26 protein-coding genes are annotated in these 23146 nt (G+C 70.0%); 23 read left to right on the top strand and 3 right to left on the bottom strand.

Translation table 11 applies throughout. From position 1 onward, the window contains the following. Nucleotides 1-15: 15 nt before the first annotated feature. Nucleotides 16-1044, bottom strand: coding sequence for a hypothetical protein (locus ACIBG4_RS27825; RefSeq protein WP_397204310.1), 1029 nt, complete (start codon nt 1042-1044; stop codon nt 16-18). Between the two features lie 228 nt (nt 1045-1272). Between ACIBG4_RS27825 and rpmE the strand changes: the two genes are divergently transcribed. The 19 genes from rpmE (at nt 1273) to ACIBG4_RS27730 (ending at nt 17813) form a co-directional block, all read left to right on the top strand. Then, the gene (gene rpmE / locus ACIBG4_RS27820) at nt 1273-1491 is read left to right on the top strand and encodes a 50S ribosomal protein L31 (RefSeq protein ID WP_310710575.1); all 219 of its coding nucleotides are present in this window, start codon (nt 1273-1275) and stop codon (nt 1489-1491) included. Nucleotides 1492-1580: 89 nt separating this feature from the next. Continuing rightward, nucleotides 1581-2633 (top strand): peptide chain release factor 1, encoded by a 1053-nt coding sequence (gene prfA / locus ACIBG4_RS27815; protein ID WP_310710576.1) that lies wholly within the window; start codon nt 1581-1583, stop codon nt 2631-2633. Beyond that, nucleotides 2630-3493, top strand: coding sequence for a peptide chain release factor N(5)-glutamine methyltransferase (gene prmC / locus ACIBG4_RS27810; RefSeq protein WP_310710577.1), 864 nt, complete (start codon nt 2630-2632; stop codon nt 3491-3493). The genes prfA and prmC overlap by 4 nt, the downstream gene beginning before the upstream one ends. Nucleotides 3494-3524: 31 nt before the next feature. Continuing rightward, on the top strand, nt 3525-4172 hold the full coding sequence (locus tag ACIBG4_RS27805; RefSeq protein WP_397204309.1) for an L-threonylcarbamoyladenylate synthase: 648 nt from the start codon (nt 3525-3527) through the stop codon (nt 4170-4172). An 89-nt stretch (nt 4173-4261) separates the two neighbouring features. Further along, the gene (locus ACIBG4_RS27800) at nt 4262-6316 is read left to right on the top strand and encodes a hypothetical protein (RefSeq protein WP_397204308.1); all 2055 of its coding nucleotides are present in this window, start codon (nt 4262-4264) and stop codon (nt 6314-6316) included. Continuing rightward, entirely contained in the window at nt 6313-6696 is a 384-nt protein-coding gene (locus ACIBG4_RS27795; protein WP_310710580.1) for a hypothetical protein, read from the top strand. Before ACIBG4_RS27800 ends, ACIBG4_RS27795 begins: the two co-directional genes overlap by 4 nt. A gap of 133 nt (nt 6697-6829) precedes the next feature. After that, nucleotides 6830-8095, top strand: a complete 1266-nt coding sequence (gene glyA / locus ACIBG4_RS27790; RefSeq protein ID WP_397204307.1) for a serine hydroxymethyltransferase — start codon at nt 6830-6832, stop codon at nt 8093-8095. Nucleotides 8096-8152: 57 nt separating this feature from the next. Further along, nucleotides 8153-9490: a glycosyltransferase family 4 protein gene (locus ACIBG4_RS27785; protein ID WP_397204306.1), complete on the top strand. Its 1338-nt coding sequence runs from the start codon at nt 8153-8155 to the stop codon at nt 9488-9490. A 132-nt stretch (nt 9491-9622) separates the two neighbouring features. Further along, a complete protein-coding gene (locus ACIBG4_RS27780) occupies nt 9623-10042 on the top strand; it encodes a hypothetical protein (protein ID WP_397204305.1) in 420 nt (139 codons plus the stop codon). A 67-nt stretch (nt 10043-10109) separates the two neighbouring features. Further along, nucleotides 10110-10325 (top strand): AtpZ/AtpI family protein, encoded by a 216-nt coding sequence (locus ACIBG4_RS27775; RefSeq protein ID WP_355437091.1) that lies wholly within the window; start codon nt 10110-10112, stop codon nt 10323-10325. Between the two features lie 67 nt (nt 10326-10392). Next, nucleotides 10393-11190, top strand: coding sequence for a F0F1 ATP synthase subunit A (gene atpB, locus ACIBG4_RS27770; RefSeq protein ID WP_355437093.1), 798 nt, complete (start codon nt 10393-10395; stop codon nt 11188-11190). Nucleotides 11191-11261: 71 nt separating this feature from the next. Next, on the top strand, nt 11262-11492 hold the full coding sequence (gene atpE / locus ACIBG4_RS27765; protein WP_189126107.1) for an ATP synthase F0 subunit C: 231 nt from the start codon (nt 11262-11264) through the stop codon (nt 11490-11492). Nucleotides 11493-11526: 34 nt separating this feature from the next. After that, a complete protein-coding gene (locus ACIBG4_RS27760; protein ID WP_310710586.1) occupies nt 11527-12078 on the top strand; it encodes a F0F1 ATP synthase subunit B in 552 nt (183 codons plus the stop codon). Then, on the top strand, nt 12078-12887 hold the full coding sequence (locus tag ACIBG4_RS27755) for a F0F1 ATP synthase subunit delta (RefSeq protein ID WP_397204304.1): 810 nt from the start codon (nt 12078-12080) through the stop codon (nt 12885-12887). The genes ACIBG4_RS27760 and ACIBG4_RS27755 overlap by 1 nt, the downstream gene beginning before the upstream one ends. Nucleotides 12888-12910: 23 nt before the next feature. Beyond that, on the top strand, nt 12911-14560 hold the full coding sequence (atpA, locus tag ACIBG4_RS27750; RefSeq protein WP_397204303.1) for a F0F1 ATP synthase subunit alpha: 1650 nt from the start codon (nt 12911-12913) through the stop codon (nt 14558-14560). Nucleotides 14561-14563: 3 nt separating this feature from the next. Further along, nucleotides 14564-15466: a F0F1 ATP synthase subunit gamma gene (locus tag ACIBG4_RS27745; protein ID WP_310710589.1), complete on the top strand. Its 903-nt coding sequence runs from the start codon at nt 14564-14566 to the stop codon at nt 15464-15466. A gap of 1 nt (nt 15467) precedes the next feature. Then, nucleotides 15468-16913 carry a F0F1 ATP synthase subunit beta gene (gene atpD, locus ACIBG4_RS27740; RefSeq protein ID WP_310710590.1) on the top strand — a complete coding sequence of 482 codons (1446 nt, stop codon included), beginning with the start codon at nt 15468-15470 and terminating at the stop codon, nt 16911-16913. A 96-nt stretch (nt 16914-17009) separates the two neighbouring features. Continuing rightward, nucleotides 17010-17408 (top strand): F0F1 ATP synthase subunit epsilon, encoded by a 399-nt coding sequence (locus ACIBG4_RS27735; RefSeq protein ID WP_310710591.1) that lies wholly within the window; start codon nt 17010-17012, stop codon nt 17406-17408. A 27-nt stretch (nt 17409-17435) separates the two neighbouring features. Next, nucleotides 17436-17813 carry a DUF2550 domain-containing protein gene (locus ACIBG4_RS27730; protein ID WP_397204302.1) on the top strand — a complete coding sequence of 126 codons (378 nt, stop codon included), beginning with the start codon at nt 17436-17438 and terminating at the stop codon, nt 17811-17813. Between the two features lie 154 nt (nt 17814-17967). Here the strand turns inward: ACIBG4_RS27730 and ACIBG4_RS27725 are convergent, their stop codons facing one another. Further along, nucleotides 17968-18558, bottom strand: coding sequence for a cob(I)yrinic acid a,c-diamide adenosyltransferase (locus tag ACIBG4_RS27725; RefSeq protein ID WP_397204301.1), 591 nt, complete (start codon nt 18556-18558; stop codon nt 17968-17970). A 127-nt stretch (nt 18559-18685) separates the two neighbouring features. On the opposite strand from ACIBG4_RS27725, the gene ACIBG4_RS27720 reads away from it, so the two are divergent. From ACIBG4_RS27720 to ACIBG4_RS27705, 4 genes are all read left to right on the top strand, one after another. Beyond that, the gene (locus tag ACIBG4_RS27720; RefSeq protein WP_397204300.1) at nt 18686-19600 is read left to right on the top strand and encodes an ABC transporter ATP-binding protein; all 915 of its coding nucleotides are present in this window, start codon (nt 18686-18688) and stop codon (nt 19598-19600) included. Next, a complete protein-coding gene (locus tag ACIBG4_RS27715) occupies nt 19597-20706 on the top strand; it encodes an ABC transporter permease (protein ID WP_397204299.1) in 1110 nt (369 codons plus the stop codon). The genes ACIBG4_RS27720 and ACIBG4_RS27715 overlap by 4 nt, the downstream gene beginning before the upstream one ends. An 11-nt stretch (nt 20707-20717) precedes the next feature. Then, on the top strand, nt 20718-21905 hold the full coding sequence (locus tag ACIBG4_RS27710; protein WP_397204298.1) for a sensor histidine kinase: 1188 nt from the start codon (nt 20718-20720) through the stop codon (nt 21903-21905). A 97-nt stretch (nt 21906-22002) separates the two neighbouring features. Further along, nucleotides 22003-22320, top strand: a complete 318-nt coding sequence (locus tag ACIBG4_RS27705; RefSeq protein WP_310710597.1) for an STAS domain-containing protein — start codon at nt 22003-22005, stop codon at nt 22318-22320. A gap of 165 nt (nt 22321-22485) precedes the next feature. Here the strand turns inward: ACIBG4_RS27705 and ACIBG4_RS27700 are convergent, their stop codons facing one another. Then, nucleotides 22486-23028, bottom strand: coding sequence for a TetR/AcrR family transcriptional regulator (locus ACIBG4_RS27700; protein WP_397204296.1), 543 nt, complete (start codon nt 23026-23028; stop codon nt 22486-22488). Between the last annotated feature and the right edge of the window lie 118 nt (nt 23029-23146).

The raw sequence follows: 23146 nt of genomic DNA, 5'->3' as shown, positions 1-23146 counted from the left end.
CCAGGAGCCGGCGCGTCAGGGCCTGACGTCGACGAACTCCTGCGGTGACAGGGAGCTGCGGGTCCTGGCCGTGCCCGGCGCCTTGACGCGGAAGTAGCCGTCCTTCCTGGCCGTGTACGTCCTGACGTACCTGCCGGAGGAGTTGCTCCGCGCGAAGCCCAGCAACTTGTACGACTTGGTGCCCTTGGCCTTGAAGTAGACCTCCAGCTTCTTGCCCGGGTACGCCGCGGAGCCGCGGAAGACCTTGCCCTGGACCTTGACCGGACGTCCCTTGGCCGCCTTGGCCGGGGCGCTGATCGTCACCCTGGTCCTCGTCTTCCCGGACGAGCCCCGTGCCGGGGCCTTCACGGTGAACGATGCGACGCCCTTGAGCGTCTGGCCGCCCCGGGTGGCGTGGACCTCGAGGGTCCATGAGCCGGGCCCGGTGTCGTCGCTGAAGTACGTGACGCCGCGGTAGTAGCCGTCGGAGCCGCGCTCCAGGTCGCCGACATCGAAGGTCTCGGCCGTCTCGTCATTCACCAGCAGGGCCGACACGGATGCCGCCCCGGTGACGCCCGCCCGGACCGAGACCTTGACGTCCTTGCCCTTGACGAGCTGCACCGGGTTCGGCCGCACGGCCGCGTCGGTGATGCCCTGCCGGGCCGCCACGCCGAGCTCGAAGACGTTGTCGCGGGTGGCTCCGTCGCGGGTGACCTTGACGTTCATCCGCCAACTGCCGGCGGGATCGTCCTTGCCGATGGCGAAGCGGCCGGTCAGCGCGGTCTCCGCCGCGTTGGACGGCCGGAAGTCGAAGCCCACCGGCCTCCCGGCGCCTCCGGGTGGCGTGATGTCGCCGCTGACGGCGCTGACGGTCCCCGGGTCCCTCAGCTGCAGCGTCACGCTGACCTCGACGTCCTTGTCGAGGGGGACGAACGCGTCGGACGAGGCCGCCCCGGAGAAGTCCGGACCGGCCGTGGCTGCGTTCGCGGCCGAGACGTGTACACCTCCGACGAGAAGCGTTGCCCCCGTAGCGGCCGCGATGAGCAGCCGCATCCCCTTCATCATCTGATCGCAGTCCTTATGGGTGGTAAGTAACGGTTTGTGCGCCGGAGCCTAGTGTGACTGGCGTGACCGCGTCATAAGGATCGCCATACGGCCCGGGGGAATGCCGCGTGGCCTGGGAGGGTTGAAGCATCTGGCACACTGGTAGCTGACCCGTAGCGGCTCCGGCTCCCGCCCACGCGCTCGGCGCGTGAACAGGCGACCCGGCGGCCGCACCCCGAAAGGACAGCAATGAAGCGCGACATCCACCCTGACTACAACGTCACCCAGGTGACCTGCACCTGCGGCAACACCTTCACGACGCGCAGCACCGCGAAGAACGGCGCCATCCACGCCGACGTGTGCTCCGCCTGTCACCCGTTCTACACGGGCAAGCAGAAGATCCTCGACACCGGCGGCCGGGTGGCCCGCTTCGAGAAGCGCTTCGGCAAGAAGGCCTCGGGCAAGTAGCTTCACCGACGCCGGCCCGGATGCACTCATGGGTGCGCCGGGTCGGCGTTGTTGGTGAACGGCCGGAAAACCAAGCAGAAGGACCCACGGTGAACCTCGACGAGTTGCTCAAGGAGTATTCCGAGCTGGAGCTGCGGCTCGCCGATCCCGCCGTGCACGCCGACCAGCACCAGGCCCGCACTCTCGGCAGGCGTTACTCCCAGCTCACGCCCATCGTCACCACCTACCGCGAGCTGGAGTCGGTCCGCGACGACCTGACCGCCGCCAAGGAGCTGGGCGGCGAGGACGAGGCGTTCGCGGCCGAGGCGGTCGAGCTGGAGGAGCGCATCCCCCAGCTGGAGGAGCGCCTCAAGCACCTGCTGATCCCGCGCGATCCCAACGATGACAAGGACATCATCATGGAGATCAAGGCGGGCGAGGGCGGCGAGGAGTCCGCGCTGTTCGCCGGCGACCTGCTGCGCATGTACCTCCGCTACGCCGAGCGGCTCGGCTGGAAGACCGAGATCATCGACACCCAGCCCTCCGACCTCGGCGGCTACAAGGACGTCACGGTCGGCATCAAGGCCAAGGGCGACGAGGGCGTGTGGTCCCGGCTCAAGTACGAGGGCGGCGTCCACCGCGTGCAGCGGGTGCCCGTCACCGAGTCGCAGGGCCGCATCCACACCAGCGCCGCCGGCGTGCTCGTCTACCCGGAGGCCGAGGAGGTCGACGTCCACGTCGACCCCAACGACCTGCGCATCGACGTCTACCGCTCCAGCGGCCCCGGCGGACAGAGCGTCAACACCACCGACTCCGCGGTCCGCATCACGCACCTGCCCACCGGCGTGGTCGTCTCCTGCCAGAACGAGAAGAGCCAGCTCCAGAACAAGGAGTCGGCGCTGCGCATCCTGCGCGCCCGGCTGCTGGCCATCGCCCAGGAGCAGGCCGACGCGGCCGCGCAGGCCGAGCGCAAGTCGCAGGTCCGCACCGTCGACCGCTCCGAGCGCGTCCGCACCTACAACTTCCCCGAGAACCGCATCTCCGACCACCGCGTCGGCTTCAAGGCGTATAACCTCGACCAGGTCCTCGACGGCGAGCTCAACGCCGTCACCCAGGCACTCATCGACGCCGAGATGGCGGAGAAGCTCGCACAACACTCATGACATTTCTGCTGGACGAGATCGCGCTCGCCACCGCCCGGCTGGCCGAGGCAGGTGTGCCCTCGCCGCGCACCGACGCGGAGGAGATCGCGGCATTCGTTCACGGCGTGCGCAGGAGCGAGCTGCACACGGTCGGGGACGCCGACTTCGACGCCCTGTTCTGGGAGGGCGTCGCCCGCCGCGAGGCCCGTGAGCCGCTGCAGCACATCACCGGGCACGCCTACTTCCGCTACCTGGAGCTCAAGGTCGGGCCCGGCGTGTTCGTGCCGCGGCCCGAGACCGAGGTCATGGCCGGCTGGGCCATCGAGACCCTTCACGCGATGGACGTCGCCGCGCCGCTGGTCGTCGACCTCGGCACCGGCTCCGGCGCCATCGCGCTGTCCATCGCCCAGGAGGTGGCGCTGGCCGAGGTCCACGCGGTCGAGGTCGACCCCGACGCGTACGGCTGGGCCAAGCGCAACATCACCGAGCACGGCCAGGGCCGCGTCCACCTGCACCCGGAGGACCTCGCCGAGGCGCTGCCCGAGCTCAACGGCAAGGTCGACCTGGTCATCTCCAACCCGCCCTACATCCCGCCCGGCGCCATCCCGCGCGACCCCGAGGTGCGCGACTACGACCCCTCGCGGGCGCTCTACGGCACCGGCGACGACGGCCTCGGCGAGGTGCGCGCGGTCGAGCGCACGGCCCGGCGGCTGCTGCGCCCCGGCGGCTGGGTGGCCGTCGAGCACGCCGACGAGCAGGGCAACGCCGTCTACCTGACGTTCCCCGAGGCCAGCGGATGGCGTGACGTCCGCCTGCACCAGGACCTGACCCGCAGGGACCGCTTCGTCACCGCGAGGCTCGGCCAAGACGAGCCCGACTAGCCTGACCAGCCCGACTGACTAGGATGCACGCGTGGGCAGAACCTTTGACTGCACGGACCTCGAACAACGCGCCGAGGGCCTGACCGAGGCCGCCGCCGCCGTCCGCCGCGGCGAGCTGGTGGTGCTTCCGACCGACACCGTCTACGGCATCGGCGCCGACGCGTTCACACCCGCGGCCGTCACCGCACTGCTGGAGGCCAAGGGCAGGGGCCGCGACATGCCGCCGCCCGTCCTCGTCGGCACCGTCCGCGCCGCCGGCGCGCTCGTCGAGGACCTCGGCCCGTACGGCCAGGACCTCATCGACGCCTTCTGGCCCGGGCCGCTCACGCTCGTCTGCAAGGCCAACCGGGCCCTGTCGTGGGATCTCGGCGACACCAAGGGCACGGTCGCGATCCGCATGCCGCTCCACCCGGTGGCGCTCGACCTGCTCAAGGAGACCGGCCCGATGGCCGTGTCCAGCGCCAACCGGTCGGGCGCGCCCGCCGCCGTCACCGCCGGCGAGGCCGAGGAGCAGCTCGGCGAGTCCGTCGCCGTCTACCTCGACGGCGGCAGGACCACCGACAACACGCCCTCCACCATCCTCGACCTCACCACCGCGGTGCCGCGGCTGCTGCGGCGCGGGGCGATCCCGGTGGAGAAGCTGCGCGGCATCATCGGGTACGTCGCCACCGACGACTGACGTATACCGTCTGCTTATCCCGGCTGCGGTCGCGGTCCGGACATGCCTACGGTGAGTTCCGGAGCGGCCACGACGTCCGGGAGCAGCCCATGGGCAAGTTCGACGGCATGGATCCCGAAGTGGTCCGTGACCTGCTGGCGGAGATCAAGCGCGCGGCCGCCCAGATGCGCGCGACGGAGGGCCGGGTCACCCAGATCATGACCCGCGCCGGCCTGCCCACGCGTGCCGCCCACCGTCCGGCCCAGATCGCGGACGCCGCGGACACCATGGCCAAGGACGTCAGGGTACGGCTCGGGCTGCTGGAGAAACGCGCCGACGAGCCCCGCGACCACAGCCCCTCGGTGGGCGCCGACACCAAGGACGAGACTCCCAAGAAGTCGGACGAGCCGAAGAAGCCGGACGAGCCGAAGGCGGACGACGGCCGGCCCAGGAAGGGCGAGGACGAGCCGAAGAAGGGCGACGACCCCAAGCCGTCCAAACCGGATGCCAAGGACGACGACCCCAAGACCGGCGAGCACCACAAACCAGCCAAGGACGACGCCAAGACTGGTGACGACCAGCCCAAGAAGGGCGAGGACGGCTCGAAGGACGACCAGCCCAAGAAGCGCGAGGACGAGCCGAAGAAGGGCGAGGACGCCAAGAAGGACGACGACCCCAAGCCGTCCAAGCCGGACGCCAAGGACGACGACGGCAGAAGGGTCGACGCCGACACGGGTCGCGACGACGGCACGACTCGGGACGACGGTACGACCCGGGACGACGGCAAGTCGTGCAGGGACGACAGCCGCACGGGCGACGACACGCGGACCGGCGGTGACACGCGCACAGGCGACGACACCCGTACAGGTGACGACACTGGCACGCGCGACGACACCGGCACGCGCGACGACACGGGCGTCGGGGACGACTCGGGCGCGCGTGACGAGCCCAAGGACGACGACCTGGGCAGTAGGCGTGACCGCGGCGCCGAGTCGGGCGCGGACGCGTCCGACCTCACCCCCGCGGACCCCATCGGCGTCCCCGACCCCAGAGGCGACGGCGCCGACCCCACGACTCCGGCCGATCCCACGACGCCGGCGACTCCAGCGGATCCCGCCACCCCGACGGACCCGGGAACCCCTGCCGATCCCGCCTCTCCGGACGACCGCGTGGACACCCCCGCCAAGAATCACCCGGCCGATCTCGACCCCCAGAAGCCACACGTGGTGATCGTCGACGGCGTGAAGGTCCTCCAGATACCCATCGACCCGCCCACGGCAGCGCAGATCAGCGACATCCTGGACAACCTGGACAGGGCCCAGCCGATCGAGATGCCCACCCCCTCAGGCGATGCCCAGCCCGCCGCACCGACCACCCCCATCGGCACGGCGCCCGCGGACGGTACTCCGATCGGTGGCGCGCACCCGGTCCATCCGATCGGCGCGGCGCCCGCGGACGGCTCTCCGATCGGTGGCGCGCACCCGGTCCATCCGATCGGCACGGCGCCCGCGGACGGTACTCCGATCGGTGGCGCGCACCCCGTTCAGCCGATCGACGCCACGCCCGGCACCGGCGCCCATCCTGCCCAGCCGATCGACACCACGCCCGGTCACGCGGACGGCACCGGGACGGATCGGACGACCGGCACCACGCCCGGCCAGGTGGACGGAACCGGCACGGGATGCGCGGACACGACGCCGCGCGACATCGACGGCACCTCGCCCGACCGCGACACGACGCCCGACCGCACCTCTCCCGACCAGGACACGACGTCTGGCCGCGACACCGGCGTGGTCCGTGACACCACACCCGGCCGTGACACCACACCCGGTCGTGACACCACACCCGGCCAGGGCGCCCCGGTGGTCATCGACCCCACGGCCCCCGCGTCATCCGGTGGCCCGGGGGCCGCGGCCGCCTCGGTGACGCCGGCGGCACCACCGAGCGCCGACCAGGCCGTCACCGTCCAAGACACCCCTCACGCCATATCCGCCCCTGCCGGCCCCCTCGACCTCGACGAGTTGCGCTCCCTCCTCGACCGGATCGGCGGTGCTCAGCCGCCGGGCATCCCGCTCGACGACATCACCCCCACCCCCGAAGACCCGTACGACCACCCCGAGCACCCCCACGACGGCGGCCCCGGCACCCGATACAGGAGCGCATGATGGCACTCGTCGACCCGCCCGCCCCCCAGCCGATGCGCCCGGGGGAGACCCCGCCCATGACCGGCGGCACCAACCCGCTCGACTCCCAGCCGAGGGCCTGGGAGTTCAATCCCGAGTACCAGCGCCTGGTGACCGCCTGGCAGACCGTCCAGCCCCTTCTGGAGGAGCTCACGAAGGCCCTTGACAAGGCCTACACGCTCGCCAGGAGCCCGCAGACGTGGGACGCGCCCGTCGGCTCCCGGTACGTCGAGGACATCGCCGAGTGGCGCTCCAGGCTCGCCCTGTACCGCCAGGCGGTGCTCACCTCCATCAGCGACGAGGCCGCCGACACGCCGCGCTGGATCCCCAGCTCGGCGGGCGCGCCGCACGCGTTCTCCTGAATCGTCGAACACCCGAACGGGCGGGCCCGGACGACGAGCCGGCCGGGTCGCCGCCGGACGGCCACCCGCCGACACAGGACGCCAGAACCATCACCCTCTTAGAAAATCGGGCATCCGCCCGTACAGTGGAAAAATGGGTGCTCAGCCCTACTACGGCCCGGACTTCGACCTGCTCCGGAGACAGGACCCGGAGCTGGCCCAGGTCCTGCTGGACGAGCTGGAGCGGCTGCGCGGCGGCCTCCAGCTCATAGCCAGCGAGAACTTCACCTCGCCCGCGGTCCTCGCCGCCCTCGGGTCCACCCTCACCAACAAGTACGCCGAGGGCTACCCCGGCCGGCGCTACTACGGCGGCTGCGAGGTCGTGGACCGGGCCGAGCGGCTCGCGACCGAGCGGGCACGGCGGCTGTTCGGCGCCGACCACGCCAACGTCCAGCCTCACTCCGGCGCCTCGGCCAACCTGGCCGCGTACGCGGCGCTGCTCCAGCCGGGCGACACGATGCTGGCGATGGCGCTGCCGCACGGCGGCCACCTCACACACGGGTCCAAGGTGAACTTCTCGGGCCGCTGGTTCGACGTGGTGTCGTACGGCGTACGCCGCGACACGGAGCTGGTCGACTACGACGAGGTCAGGGACCTGGCGCTGCGGCACCAGCCGAAGGTCATCGTGTGCGGGGCGACGTCGTACCCGCGGCTGCTCGACTACGCCGTGTTCCGCGGCATCGCCGACGAGGTGGGCGCGTGGCTGATGGCCGACATCGCGCACCCGGCGGGGTTGATGGCGGCCGGGGTAGTCCCGTCGGCGGTGCCGTACGCGGACGTCGTGACGTTCACCACGCACAAGACGCTGCGCGGGCCGCGCGGCGGCGGCATCCTGTGCACGGAGGAGCTGGCGGGGCGCATGGACCGGGCGGTGTTCCCGTTCGTGCAGGGCGGGCCGCTGATGCACGCCGTGGCGGCCAAGGCGGTGGCGTTCGGTGAGGCGCTGCGGCCGGAGTTCGCCGCGTACGCGAGGCGCGTCGTCGCCAACGCGCGGGCGCTGTGCGACGCGCTGGCCGCGGCGGACATGCGTCCGGTCTCCGGCGGCACCGACACGCATCTCGCGCTCATCGACCTGCGCGGCCTCGGTGTGTCGGGGGCTGAGGCGGAGCGGCGGTGCGCCGCGGCGGGGATCACGCTGAACCGCAACGCCATCCCGTATGATCCGGAGCCTCCGGCCGTGACCTCGGGCCTGCGCGTCGGCACGCCGTGCGTCACGACCCAGGGCATGGGGCCGGAGGAGCTGAAGGAGGTCGGCACGCTGGTGGCCGAGGCGGTGCGGAATCCCGGGGGCGCCGGGGACGTCCGCGAGCGGGTGACGGCGCTCCTGACCATCCATCGTCCATATCTCAGCGAATATTAAGCCGGTCTGTGTCGATTTCCGGTCACAGGGGCCCGGCGCATCCGCGAAACTAGGACCGTGCGCGAATACCTGTTCATGGCGCTCATAGCGGCTGCGGTGACGTACCTCCTCGTCCCGCTGGTGCGCCGCTTCGCCATCCGCATAGGGGCCGCTCCGGAGATCCGCGAGCGCGACGTGCACACCACGCCGACGCCCCGGCTAGGGGGCCTGGCGATGTACGGCGGCCTGGTGGCGGGGCTGCTGGTGGCCAGCCAGCTCGCCCACACCGGCGAGGCGCTGGGCGAGGCCGACGGCAATCCGGTGATGGCCCTGATCATCGCGGGCGGCCTCATCACGGTCACCGGCTTCCTGGACGACTGGTGGGGGATGGACCCCTTCATCAAGCTGGCCGGCCAGATCGCCGCCGCGGGCGTCCTCGTCTTCTTCGACCTGCGGCTGGTCTACATCCCGCTGCCCAAGGACTGGGGCGGCTCCACCAGCCTCGACTACACGTTGAGCACCATCATCACCATCCTGGTGGTGGTCGTCACGATCAACGCGGTCAACTTCGTCGACGGCCTCGACGGCCTGGCCGCGGGCATCGTGTGCATCGCCGCCATGGCCACCTGGACATACTCGATCTTCCTGTCGCAGAGCATCAGCGGCGACAACATCACCACCACGGCCGGCATCGCGGCCATCCTCATCGGCACCTGCCTCGGCTTCCTGCCGCACAACTTCCATCCGGCCAAGATCTTCATGGGCGACACCGGGGCCATGCTGATCGGCCTGGTGCTCGCCTCCTCGATCGTCACCGTGACCCCGGTCGACCCGTCGGTCATCGAGGGCATCAACCGGTTCGGGGTGCTGCTCCCGCTGCTGGTGCCGGCGGCCGTGCTGGTCCTGCCGCTCATCGACCTGATCACCGCCGTCGTGCGCCGCACGTCCTACGGCATGTCGCCGTTCGCGCCCGACCGCGGCCACCTGCACCACCGGTTGATGGACATCGGCCACTCGCACCGCCGTTCGGTCCTCATCATGTACGCCTGGGCCTTCCTGTTCGCGTTCGGCCTGGTCGCGATGTCGAAGTGGGGTGTGCCGGTCCTCATGTTCCCCGTCGTGATCCTGCTCGCCGTCGGCCTCCTGGTGGTGCTGATGGCGGCGCCGCGCTGGCGCGGCAGGGGCGGAGCGCGCACCCGCGGCGGGGCGCCCTCCGACGACGACGGCCCGCCCACCGGCCCCATGCCGCCGGTCCCGCCGGTGCAGGGCCCGGTGCGCCGTCCGGCCGCCAACCCGGTCGACAAGCCGGTGAACACCCAGGCCACGCCGCCCGTCCGGCCGATGGAGGAGCCTCCGCACGGGCGCGCGCAGGCTGTCGGCGAAACGGTCATCCATGCCGTTCCGGGCAGTTCATGATCGCGAACTAGAAACGGCAGGTAAAAGCGGTCTTCCGTGAGCTTGTGATATCTTTCACGAGCAGGGAACCTCCGTTGCGTAGGCTCTGGAGGTAGCAAACGCTCGCTTGACAATTTGCCTTATGGAGCACCGATGCAGGCCAACGACGTGCGCGTCCTCAAAAGCGCCGCGCTTCCCACCCTCGGGGCGGGAGCGATCGTCGCGGTCGTGGCCCTCGTGGTCGCCGGCGGCAAAGGGATGTTCGGCGCGGTCGTCGGCGCTCTGCTGGTCGGGGTTTTCTTCAGTATCAGCGTGGTAGCCGTGAGCTATGCCGCAAAGGTCTCCCCCCAGATCATGGCCATCGCCGCGATGGTCAGCTATCTCGTCAAGGTGGTCGCCGTCATGGCGATGCTCTCCGCCTTCGGCGACACCGACGCATGGAATCCCAAGGCGTTCGCCTGGTCCGTGGTGGTCTGCACGATCGTCTGGACGGGTTTCGAGGTGCGCGCCTTCATGAAGACCAAGATGCTGTACGTGGACCCCGAGGCCAAGGTCCCCGGGAAGGGCGACTGATGGAGCCGGCAACCGGGCGGGTCCGATATGACTAGTCCTCTCTGCGCCTGCTATCGTCGGGCGCGCGATGAGCGAAAAGGAACGCCGGCCGGAGTCAGACGGTCGCGACTTCGCCGACGCCATGTGGGCGGTCCCCAGCTATCTTCTCGCCGGGATGGCTATCTACGGGGGCATCGGGTGGTTGCTGGACCGCTGGCTCGACATGTCCGCGTTCTTCCCCATAGGCATCGTCCTTGGGTTGGTGCTCGCCGGCTACGCGGTCTACCGGCGACACAGTCGCTGACTCTGTACGGCGACCGACTCGCCGAGGAAACTCCTGTGATCCATTACGACGTTGAAGGGAACGCCGCGTGAGTGCGCTGACGGTCCTGGCATCACCGGGCGACGAGTTCGGAGCGCCTACGCCTGGCGAGCTGTTCGATCTGCCCCCCATCATTCCCGGGGTCGACTGGTTCACCAAGCCGGTGCTGCTCGCCATCCTCAGCTCGATCCTTGTGATCGGCTTCTGCTGGGCTGCCTTCGCCAGCCCCAAGATCGTACCGAGGGGCGTCCAGAACGTCGCCGAGTACGGCTACATGTTCGTCCGCGACCAGGTCGCGCGGCCCTTCCTGGGCAAGGACGCCGACCGCTGGATGGGCCTGCTGGTCAGCGTGTTCTTCCTGGTGCTGGTCTGGAACCTCATGGGCGTCGTCCCCGTGCTCCAGTTCCCGGTCGCCTCGCACATCGCCTTCCCGGCCGTCCTCGCGATCTCGATCTACGTGCTCAAGGTCTACCTGGGCATGAAGCACCAGGGCGGCGTCGGCTACTTCAAGAACATGATGTTCCCGCCGGGCCTGCCCAAGCCGATCTACGTGCTGCTCGCCCCGATCGAGTTCCTGTCGAACATGATCATCGCGCCCTTCACGCACGCGGTGCGACTGTTCGCCAACATGTTCGCCGGTCACATGCTGCTGGCGTTCTTCAGCATGGTGGGCTTCTGGTTCCTGTTCGAGAAGCTGACCCCCCTGGGCGCTCCGGTCGGTGTCGTCGGCGTGGTCATGACGATCATCCTCACCGGCTTCGAGATGTTCATCCAGTTCCTGCAGGCGTTCCTCTTCGCCATGCTGGCCGCGATGTACATCGGCGGCGCGCTGCACGCAGAGCACTGAGAACCACCAACCGGAATATCCATGACCGGTGAGACTCCGCTTCACCGGCCGTCCAGTAAAGGAAAACAGCAATGAGCGTTCTCGCTGAGGTCTCCGGCAACGTCACCGCCATCGGTTACGGTCTCGCCGCCATCGGCCCCGGCATCGGCGTCGGCATCATCTTCGGTCAGGGCGTGCAGGCCATCGCGCGCCAGCCCGAGGCTTACGGCCTGATCCGCCAGAACATGCTCCTTGGCTTCGTCCTCACCGAGGCCCTCGCCCTGATCGGTCTGGTCGCGCCGTTCATCTTCGCGAACATCTAAAGACCAGAAGAATCCCTGACGAAAGGCTGCATCCATGACACTCGCAGCTACGCTCCTCGCGGCGGAGGAGGGCGGCAACCCCCTCATCCCGCATCCCTATGAGCTCGTCGTCGGTATCTTCTCCTTCGCCGTCGTCTTCTTCGTCGTCGGACGGATGCTGGTCCCGCGTATTCAGAAGACGCTGGCCGAGCGCACCGACGCGATCGAAGGCGGCATCAAGAAGGCGGAGGAGGCCCAGGCCGAGGCGCAGGCACTGCAGCAGCAGTACCGCGACCAGCTGGCCGAGGCCAGGCAGGAGGCGGCCCGGCTGCGCGAGGAGGCTCGCGAGCAGGCCGCCCAGATCAAGACGGAGCTCCGTGAGGAGGCGCAGGCCGAGGCCCGCCGCCTCATCGAGGCTGCGCACGCGCAGATCGAGGCCGACCGCCAGCAGGCGTTCGCCCAGCTCCGCGCCGAGATCGGCCGCCTGTCCACCGACCTGGCCGGCCGCATCGTGGGCGAGTCCCTCGAGGACGAGGCCCGGCAGCGTCGCACCGTCGACCGGTTCCTCGACGAGCTCGAGAGCTCCAGCGCGCAGGCGGTGCGCTAATGAGAGGCCTGAGCAGAAGCTCGCTGGCAGAGGTCGAGGAGCGCTTCAACGCGGTCGCCGGCAGCGCCGACCTCGGCGCGCTCTCCGACGAGCTGTTCGCGATCGCCGATCTGCTCGACCGCGAGCACGGCCTGCGCCGCGCCTTGTCCGACCCCTCCAGGTCGGCGGAGATCAAGGCCGGCTCCGTGCGGGCCCTGCTCGCGGGCAAGGTCGGCGAGGCCGCGCTCGCCACCACCGAGGCCGCCGTGTCGGCCAGGTGGTCGCGCGCGAGTGACCTCGCCGACGTCCTCGAACGGCTCGGCGTCGTCGCCGCCGCCGCGGAGGCCGAGAGCCAGGGCACGCTCGACGAGGTGGAGGACGAGCTCTTCCGCTTCGGCCGCGTGGTCGCCGCCAACCCCGCCCTGCGCCGGGCGCTCGCCGCCGGCGACGCCCCGGAGGAGGGCAAGCGGCAGCTGCTGAGCGACCTGCTCGGCGGCAAGGCGGCGACGGCGAGCCGGCGCCTCATCACGCAGGTGGCAGTTCACCCGCGAGGACGTAGCCTGGAAGCAGGCTTGGAGGAGTTCGGCCAGCTCGTCGCGCAGCAGCGCCAGCGCTATGTCGCGGTGGTGCGCAGCGCCGTCGAGCTGACCGACGAGCAGAAGCAGCGCCTGGCGACGTGGTTGCGCACCTCCTACGGCCGCGACGTGCACCTGAACGTCGAGGTGGATCCGCGAGTGCTCGGTGGCTTCTCGGTCCGCATCGGCGACGAGATCATCGACACCACCATTGTGGGACGAATCGAAGAAGTCCGCCGCCGGTTGGCCGGCTAGGCGAAGAGGGAGACAGAGTAGAGATGGCGGAGCTTACGATCCGGCCGGACGAGATCCGGGACGCGCTTGAGCGCTTCGTCCAGGCGTACGAACCGGAAGGCGCCGCGCGCGAGGAGATCGGGACCGTCGTCGACTGTGGCGACGGAATCGCCCATGTCTCCGGCCTTCCCTCGGCGATGGCGAACGAACTGCTGGAGTTCGAGGACGGCACGCGCGGTCTGGCCCTGAACCTCGACACCCGTGAGATCGGTGTCGTCATCCTGGGCGACTTCAGCAAGATCGAGGAGGGCCAGACGGTCCGCCGGACGGGCGAGGTCCTGTCCGTGCCGGTCGGCGACGGCTTCCTCGGCCGCGTGGTCGACCCGCTGGGCAACCCGCTCGACGGCAAGGGCGCCATCGAGGCCGAGGGCGTTCGCGCCCTTGAGCTGCAGGCCCCGTCCGTCGTCCAGCGGCAGCCGGTGAAGGAGCCGCTGCAGACCGGCATCAAGGCGATCGACGCCATGACGCCGATCGGCCGCGGCCAGCGCCAGCTCATCATCGGCGACCGCGGCACGGGCAAGACGGCGATCGCCGTGGACACCATCCTCAACCAGCGCGAGAACTGGGCGACCGGCGACCCGGCGAAGCAGGTCCGCTGCGTCTACGTCGCGGTCGGCCAGAAGGGCTCGACGATCGCGCAGGTCAAGGCCCGCCTGGAGGAGGCGGGCGCGATGGAGTACACCACCATCGTCGCCTCCCCGGCCTCCGACCCGGCGGGTTACAAGTACCTCGCCCCCTACACCGGCTCGGCCATCGGCCAGCACTGGATGTACCAGGGCAAGCACGTCCTGATCGTCTTCGACGACCTGACCAAGCAGGCCGACGCCTACCGCGCCGTCTCCCTGCTGCTGCGCCGCCCGCCGGGCCGTGAGGCCTTCCCGGGCGACGTGTTCTACCTCCACTCCCGTCTGCTGGAGCGCTGCGCCAAGCTCTCCGCCGACATGGGCGGCGGCTCGATGACCGGTCTGCCGATCATCGAGACGAAGGGCAACGACGTCTCGGCGTTCATCCCGACCAACGTCATCTCCATCACCGACGGTCAGTGCTTCCTTGAGACGGACCTGTTCAACGCCGGTGTCCGTCCCGCCATCAACGTCGGCATCTCGGTCTCCCGAGTCGGTGGCTCGGCGCAGATCAAGGCCATGCGGAAGGTCGCGGGCACGCTGAAGCTGTCGCTGTCGCAGTACCGCGACCTGGAGGCGTTCGCCGCGTTCGCCTCCGACCTCGACGCCGCCTCCCGCGCCCAGCTGGACCGCGGTCAGCGGCTGGTCGAGCTGCTCAAGCAGCCGCAGTACTCCCCGTTCCCCGTGGAGAAGCAGGTGGTGTCGGTGTGGTCCGGCACCACCGGTGAGCTCGACGAGGTGCCGGCCGAGGACGTGCGCCGCTTCGAGGCCGAGTTCCTGGACTACCTCCAGAGCTCGCGCAAGGGCGTCTTCGACGCCATCCGCGAGACCAAGGAGCTGTCGGACGACACGGTGACCGCTCTGAAGGACGCCATCACGGAGTTCAAGAAGGGCTTCACCACCTCCTCCGGTGAGCTGCTGGTCAAGGACGAGCCGGTGGCGCCGCTCGGCGCCCACGAGGTCGGCCAGGAGAAGATCCAGAAGGTCGTCCGCCCGGCGGAGAAGAAGTAGGCCATGGGTGCCCAGCTAAGGCTGCTGAGGCGGCGGATCACGTCGGTCAAGTCGACCGCCAAGATCACGCGCGCCCAGGAGCTCATCGCCTCTTCACGGATCGTGAGGGCGCAGCAGCGGATGCAGGCGGCGATCCCGTACGAGCGTGAGATCACTCGCGCCGTCACCGGCGTCGTCAGCAACGCGGCGAGCGTCGACCATCCGCTGACCGTGGCGAAGGAGAACCCCGCCAGGGCGGGCGTCCTCATCGTCACCAGCGACAGCGGGTTCTGCGGCGGCTTCAACGCCAACGTGCTGCGCGAGGCCGAGGCCCTGCGCGGTCTGTTGGAGAGCCGCGGGCTGACCGTGACGCCGTTCGTCACCGGGCGCAAGGGTGTCACCTGGCACACCTTCCGCAACCGGGAGATGGGCGGCAGCTGGGTCGGCTTCTCCCGTAAGCCGGCCTACGCCGACGCCAAGGAGATCGCCGAGATGCTGATCGACTCGTTCAAGGACGAGAACGGCATCGACGAGATCCACATCGTGTCGACCGAGTTCGTCTCGATGCTGGCGCAGAACGTCGTGGTCAAGCGGGTCCTGCCGCTGGAGGTCGAGGAGACCGAGGCGACCGAGTCCACCACGATCCCGCCGTACTTCGAGTTCGAGCCGACCGCGGGCGACGTGCTGGAGTCGCTGCTGCCGCGCTACGTGGAGTCCCGTATCTTCACGGCGCTGCTGCAGTCGGCGGCCTCCGAGGAGGCCGCGCGGCGGCGCGCCATGAAGTCCGCGACCGACAACGCCAACGAGCTGATGCGGGTGTTGACCCAGCAGATGAACCAGGCTCGCCAGGCCGAGATCACCCAGGAAATCAGCGAGATCGTCGGTGGCGCCAACGCGCTGGCTGACGCCGCAGCCGGGAAAGAGTGAAATGACTGCAGAGGCTGTTGAGACTGTAGAGAGTGCCGCGGGCGGCACCGGCCGGGTGGCTCGTGTCACCGGCGCCGTCGTCGATGTGGAGTTCCCCGTCGAGGCGATGCCCGAGATGTACAACGCGCTCAAGGTCGAGGTGACCCTCGGCGGCGAGACCAAGACCCTGACCCTCGAGGTGGCCCAGCACCTGGGCGACAACGTCGTCCGGGCCATTTCCATGCAGCCCACCGACGGTCTGGTCCGCGGCCACGCCGTGACCGACACCGGCGCGCCCATCTCGGTGCCCGTCGGCGACGTCGTCAAGGGCCACGTGTGGAACGCGCTGGGCGAGACGCTCGACGTGCCGACCTCCTCACTCAAGATCACTGAGCGTTGGGGCATCCACCGTCCGTCGCCGGCCTTCGACCAGCTCGAGTCCCGTACCGAGCTGCTCGTCACCGGCATCAAGGTCATCGACCTGCTCACCCCGTACGTGCAGGGTGGCAAGATCGGTCTGTTCGGTGGCGCCGGTGTCGGCAAGACCGTTCTGATCCAGGAGATGATCCGCCGCGTCGCCCGTAACTTCGGTGGCACCTCGTGCTTCGCCGGTGTGGGCGAGCGCACCCGTGAGGGCAACGACCTCTGGCTGGAGATGGAGGAGGCCGACGTCCTCAAGGACACCGCGCTGGTGTTCGGCCAGATGGACGAGCCGCCGGGCACCCGTCTGCGGGTCGCCCTGACGGCGCTGACGATGGCCGAGTACTTCCGCGACGTCCAGAAGCAGGACGTGCTGCTCTTCATCGACAACATCTTCCGCTTCACGCAGGCCGGTTCCGAGGTCTCCACGCTGCTCGGCCGTATGCCGTCCGCCGTGGGTTACCAGCCGACGCTGGCCGACGAGATGGGTGTCCTCCAGGAGCGCATCACCTCGACGCGCGGTCACTCGATCACCTCCATGCAGGCGATCTACGTGCCCGCCGACGACATCACCGACCCGGCCCCGCACAACGCGTTCGCGCACCTCGACGCGCAGACCGTGCTGTCCCGGCCGATCTCGGAGAAGGGCATCTACCCGGCGGTGGACCCGCTGGACTCCTCCTCCCGGATCCTCGACCCGCAGATCGTGGGCGAGGAGCACTACCGGGTGGCCCAGGAGACCAAGCGGATCCTGCAGAAGTACCGCGAGCTGCAGGACATCATCGCCATCCTCGGTATCGACGAGCTCTCCGAGGAGGACAAGGTCACCGTCCAGCGGGCCCGCCGCATCGAGCGCTTCCTGTCGCACCCGATGTACGCGGCCGAGGCCTTCACCGGCCAGCCGGGCGAGACCGTGCCGCTGGACGAGACGATCGCCTCGTTCAAGGGCCTGTGCGCCGGCGAGTACGACCACCTGCCCGAGCAGGCCTTCTTCATGGTCGGCGGCATCGACCAGGCCATCGCCAAGGCGAAGGAACTCGAGCGCTAGTCGCCCCGGCCATAGGGCGGGCGCGGCCCGTCCGGAGATACGGTGGTGGTGCGGCCGAGGCCGCGCCACCACCTGATCGGAAAGGAACCTGCACAAGTGGCCAAGCTACGCGTAGGGGTTGTCTCACCCGAGCGTGAGATCTGGTCGGGCGAGGCCGACATGGTGATTGCCAAGACCGTGGACGGCGAGATCGGTATTATGCCGCAACACGCACCCGTGCTCGGTGTTCTCGTCGAGGGCGGCGTGCTGCGCGTCAAGCGTGCGGAAGGCGAGCTGGTCGCGGCCGTCCACGGCGGGTTCATCTCCGTGGCCGACGACGAGGTGTCCGTGCTCGCCGAGGTGGCCGAGCTCGGTTCCGAGGTCGACGTCGCGGCCGCGCGTGACGCGCTGGAGCGTGCGCAGGCCTCGATCGAGGCCAACCAGGAGGACGCCGACGCGGCGGTCGAGGCCCAGCGTGCCAAGGCCCGGCTGCGCGCCGCAGGCGAAGAGGTCTGAAGAACAACAAGCTAGGGGGCGGCATTGGTGGCAACGGTATTCATCTGCGTGCTACTGATCGCCGCCCTGGTGGTCCTGCGCGGCTTCACGCTGGCCCGCTCGCGCGGCAGCGTCCCCTGTCGGCTGCGGGCAGCCGGCCACGGCTGGCGCGGCGGGGTAGCCCGCTACGCCGACGGGGAGCTCCACTGGATCCCGCTCATAGGTCTGCGACTGAGGCCGCGCCACGCGATCGCGAGGCGCGGCCTCGTCGTTTCGTCCCGTCGCGAGCTGGACAACGGGCTGTACGCGATCGACTGCGGCGGCTCCGCGAAGAACATCTCACTGGCGATGAGCGCCGATGCCCTGACCGGCTTTCTCGCCTGGCTGGAGTCCGCTCCGCCCAGCGCCTATCTCGACGTCGCCTAGATCTCGCTCTGTCACGGCACAGCCAGGCTGACCGCCACCCCGCGTACGGGGCCGAGGGCCTCCAGGGGGACGCCCTCTGACCCGCACGGGGCCGGCCGCCGTCACGGCCCGCCGCACCCGTCCGAGCGGTTCACCCCCTGACCACGTAGGTGGCCTAGCGGGTGGCGCCCGGCTTCCAGAGGATCTCCTCGCCCCCGTGGGCGACGCGGCAGAGGATGAACAGCAGGTCCGACAGGCGGTTCAGGTAGGCCGCCGTGAGCGGGTTCATGTCGTCGTGCGCCTCCAGCGCGGCCCAGGTGGTGCGCTCGGCGCGGCGTACCGTCACGCGGGCCACGTGCAGCGCGGCCGTCGCCGGGTCGCCGCCGGGCAGGATGAAGCTGCGCAGCGCCTTCAGCGGCTCGTTGAACCGGTCGCAGAGCTCCTCCAGCCGGTCCACGTACGCCTGCTCGACCCGCAGCGGCGGGAACTCCGGTTCGGCGACGACCGGCGTGGCGAGGTCGGCACCCAGGTCGAACAGCTCGTTCTGCACGCGTGACAGCACGTCCGCCACCTCGGCCGGGAGCGTGCCGTGGGAGAGCGCCACTCCGAGGTGGGCGTTGGCCTCCTCGACGTCGGCGTAGGCGGCCAGCCGCGAGTCCGTCTTGGGGACGCGGCTCATGTCGGTGAGCGCCGTGGTGCCGTCGTCGCCGGTGCGGGTGTAGATGCGGGAGAGGACGACCGGCTTGTCCTTGTCCGAGCGCGTCATGGGGTCAGCGTAATGACAAATGTCATCGAGAAGGGACGCGGGGCGCATGTCGGAGCCATGATTTCTCCGACTACCAGGGCGAATGCCGCTGACGGCACTATTGCCTCATGACGAAGGAGAGGACCTGATGCTCGAGATCAGCGAGCTGCGTAAGCGCTTCGCGGGCGGGCCCGGCTCGCCGGAGGGCAAGCTGGCGCTGGACGGGATCGGCTTCGCCGTGCGGCCGGGTGAGATGTTCGGGTTCGTCGGCGCGAACGGCGCCGGCAAGACGACGACGATGCGGATCGTCATGGGCGTGCTCCAGGCCGACGCCGGCTCGGTCAGCTGGCAGGGCCGCCCGCTGGCGTACGAGGACCGGCGCCGGTTCGGCTACATGCCGGAGGAGCGCGGGCTGTACCAGAAGATGCGCGTGGCCGAGCAGATCGAGTACTTCGGGCGCCTGCACGGCCTGAGCGGCGCGCGGGCCGCCGAGGCCACGGCCGCGCTGATCGAGCGGCTGGGCCTGGGCGAGCGGCGCGACGACGCCGTGGAGGGCCTGTCGCTGGGCAACCAGCAGCGCGTGCAGCTCGCGGTCGCGCTGGTGCACGACCCCGAGGTGCTGATCCTGGACGAGCCGTTCTCCGGGCTTGACCCGCTGGCGGTCGACACGCTGGCCACGGCGCTGCAGGAGCGCTGCCGGGGCGGCGTGCCGGTGATCTTCTCCAGCCACCAGCTCGACCTGGTCGAGCGGCTGTGCGACTCGGTCGGGATCGTGTCGTCCGGCCGGATGGTGGCGAGCGGAACGGTCACCGGCCTGCGGGCCGCCGAGGGCGGCACGCTGCGCGTCGTGGTGCGCGACCCGGCTCCGGGTTGGGCCGACGGCCTGCCCGGCGAGCTGAGCGTCGTGGACGGGCGGCACGTCCTGCTCGTCAACGCCGCCGCCGGCCGCGACCCAGGCGACGACCAGGAGATCCTGCGCCGGGCCATGAAGGCCGGACAGGTCGAGCACTTCGGGGTCGAGCAGCCGACCCTCACCGAGATCTTCAAGGAGGCCGTGGCATGAACGGGCTGGCACTGGTGGCGCGTCGGGAGATCGCCACCCGGATCAGGACCAGGGCGTTCCTCGTCAGCCTGCTCGTCACCGCGGTGCTGGTGGGCGCCGCCGCGTTCGCGCCCAAGCTGATGGGCGGCCCCGACTCGTACACGCTGGGCACCGTGAACGCGCAGCGGCTGCCGCTGGAGGCGGCGGCGCCGGAGTCGGAGTTCGCCTGGAAGGCGTTCCCCGACGAGGCGGCCGCCAGGAATGCGCTGCTCGGCGGCGACGTGGACGCGGTGCTCGTCGGCGACGCCAAGGTGCTCACGGACGGCGAGATCGACCAGGAGCTCGGCGTGCTGCTGCAGAGCACGAATCGTGAGGTGAAGCTCGGAGCCTCCGGGGTGCGGATCGCGCCGCTGCAGATCGAGTCGGTCGGCGCCGACACCCGTTACCAGGCCGCCCGCACGGGCATCGCCGTGGTGCTGGTGCTCGTGCTGTTCATGCTGCTGATCGGCCAGGCGACGATGGTCGGGATGGGCGTGGTGGAGGAGAAGGGCAGCCGGATCGTGGAGATCCTGCTGACCTCGATCCGCCCCTGGCAGCTGCTCGGCGGCAAGATCCTCGGCTTGGGCGTGCTCGGGCTGGTCAACCTGGTCACGATCCTCGTGGTGGGCGTCGCCGCGGCCGTCGGCTCAGGGGTGGCGACGGACTTCCCGCCCGGCATGCCGGGCATCGTGGCCGGCGTCGTCGTCTGGTTCGTCCTCGGCTACGCGTTCTTCGCGACGCTGGCCGCGGCGCTGGCCTCGCTGGTCTCGCGCCAGGAGGAGGTCGGCAACGTGATGTCGCCGCTGACGATGCTCATCATGGTGACCTACGGCGTCGCCTTCTACGCGACCGCGGAGCCGACCGGCACGCTGGCCACCGTGATGTCGATGATCCCCCCGTTCTCCTCGATGGTGATGCCGGTGCGGACGGCCGCGGCCGAGGTGCCGCTGTGGCAGATCGGGCTGGCGCTCGCGCTCATGGCGGCGGCCGTGGTGGCCGTCCTGGCCCTCGGCGCGAGGGTCTACGAGCGGGCCGTCCTGCGCACCGGCGCCCGGGTCCGGCTCGGCGACGTGCTGCGCGCCAAGTAGCGCGGGCGTAGGTGGGGGAGATCGCGCAGGCGCGCCGCCTGTGCTGGTGGATGCTGAACTCGTTCCTCGGGCTGCTGTGGGGCGGGATGGCGCTGAGCGCCCTGGCCGAGGCCGGCCGGGGCGCTGAGCCGTGGCCGCTGCCGGCCGTGTCCGTGGCCGCCGCCGCCGGGTTCACGGCGCTCTATCTGCGGCTGGTGAACGCGGTGATCGAGTCGAGGTACCCGGTGCGGTCCATCGTGGCGAGCGGGATCCTGGCGGTGGTGGCGGCGGGGACGGGCGGGGCGCAGCCGTTCGGAGCGGGGCTGGCGCTGGTGGCCTGGCTGGCCGTCGTCGCCGTCGGCGTCCCGCGCCGGCGGGCGTTCGCGCTGGGGGCGGGCACGACACTCCTGGGGGTCGCGTTGAGCGTCGCCGCCGCGGCGACCGGGTGGTGGCAGCTGCTGGACATGCCGGACGCGCGGGGACCTGTGTGGCTCGGCGCCGTGGCCGTCTCGAACACCGTCATGTACGTGGTGATGTGCCTGGCCTGCGTCGTGTCCAACCGGCTCTGGGTGTGGATCTACCGGCTGGCCGTGCGGGCCCACGAGGGCATGGAGGCGCACGCCCGGCTGGCCGTCGCGGAGGAGCGGCTGCGCTTCGCCCGGGACCTGCACGATCTCGTCGGGCACCGGCTGTCGGCCATCGCCGTCAAGACCGCGCTGGCCGTGCGCCTGTCCGACGCCGACATGGGGGCGGCCCGCGACGAGATGGCCGCGGTGAACGGCCTGACCCGTACGGCCCTGCGCGAGCTGCGCGAGGCGGTGCGCGGCTACCGGCGGCTGGACCTCGGCGCCGAGCTGGCCAGCGTGCGGGGGGTGCTGGAGGCGGCCGGCGTCCGGTGCGAGCTGCGCCTGCCGTACCGGGAGCCGCCGGAGGAGGTGGCGGCGGTGTTCGCCTACGCCGTGCGGGAGGCCGTCACGAACGTGCTCAAGCACAGCGCGGCGACGTTCTGCGCGATCACGCTGAGTTTCACCGCCGAGCGGGCCGAGCTGGAGGTGCGCAACGACGGCGCGCAGACCCGGCAGTCAGACGGCGAGACGGGGCACGGGCTGCACGGGATGCGGGAGCGGATGGCGTCGCTGGGCGGCGAGATCACGGCCCGGCAGGGGACAGACGGCCACTTCATTCTCAAAGCGGTCGTGTCACTGCCGATTCCTGGGTAGGGGTAAAGAATCGGAGGGAGTTTCGGCCCTCCCGAACGCCCTGCCACGGGGTAAGCCGGCATCGCGTGCGGTCGCGCGATGTGAATGAGGAGGTGGCATGCGAGTCCGGGGCAATCCGAAAGCCCAGGTGGTGCAGATCGGCGCCCGGCTCGACGCCGGAACGTCGGCCGGGGTCCGCGCCCGGCTGCACGACGCGGTGGACTCCGGTGAGGGAGACCTGATCCTGGACCTGTCCAAGCTGGAGATGATCGACGCCACCGGCCTGGGGGTTCTCGTGGGCACGCATCGGCGCGCATCCGCCGGGGAGCGCCGCCTCGTCCTCCGGGGAGTGCCGCCGCGGATCATGCGCGTTCTGGCGGTGACCCGGCTGAACCGGGTGCTGCGCGTCGAGGCGGAGGAAGCCGCGGTGGCCTGACGGGGCGGCGGCTCATCGCGGAGCGGGCGACGACGATGCCGTAGCCCGCTCTCTTCGTGTCCGGAAACCGGCGTTCGCGAAAAAACAACAGCCTAAATACCGATTGGCAGGGGTGTTTTATCCCCGTCTCGCACCGCAAAGTAAGCACAATCCGTAATCAACGCTTCACGGGTCACCGAGCGATCTGCGGAAGATGTGCGAGGCCACCTCGACGAGTTCGCCGATGTCCGGCGAAGGGCTCGCGAGGATCCATTCGATGAGCAACTCTTGTAGCGCTCCAATAGCGCCGAGCGCCACGAGCCGCCGATTGAGGCCGCCGCCCACCGGGAATTCGGCCGACGCCTCCTCGATCAGCCGGGCGAACGCGTCCACCGCGCGCTGCCGCGAGGCCGTCAGAACATCACCCGACCGGCGCACCTCAAGATGCATGATCCGGGCCCGCCGCCAGTCCGCCGTGGCGAATTCGATATACGCGCGGATCCCGGCCTCCACCTTGCCCTCAAGGCTGTGCGGCGCCTCCTGCAGGACCTTGGCCACGTAGGAGAGGCTCTCCTCCACGCAGCGTTCGTGCAGTGCCTGAAGCAGCTCCTCGCGCCCCCCGAAACATTCGTAGAAGGCGCGGTTGGAGATCCGCGCCTCCGAGCACAGCCTTTCGATGGTCGTCGCCGCGAAACCCGGCTTCGCGTATAGCGTGTAGGCGGCCGTCATCAGCCGCTCGCGTCTGTCTGCCAGCCTTTGCTCGGCTGACATTCCCCGGTAAGACCGGTTCACATTCCACCCGTCCAACATGATCGTGGCCCCCAGAGCACACAATTATGGACGGATG

It is taken from the genome of Nonomuraea sp. NPDC050383 (assembly GCF_044459125.1).
Taxonomy (GTDB): Bacteria; Actinomycetota; Actinomycetes; order Streptosporangiales; family Streptosporangiaceae; genus Nonomuraea.
Note: the sequence above shows the minus strand (reverse complement) of the source record. Positions and strands in the feature narration are given on the sequence as shown.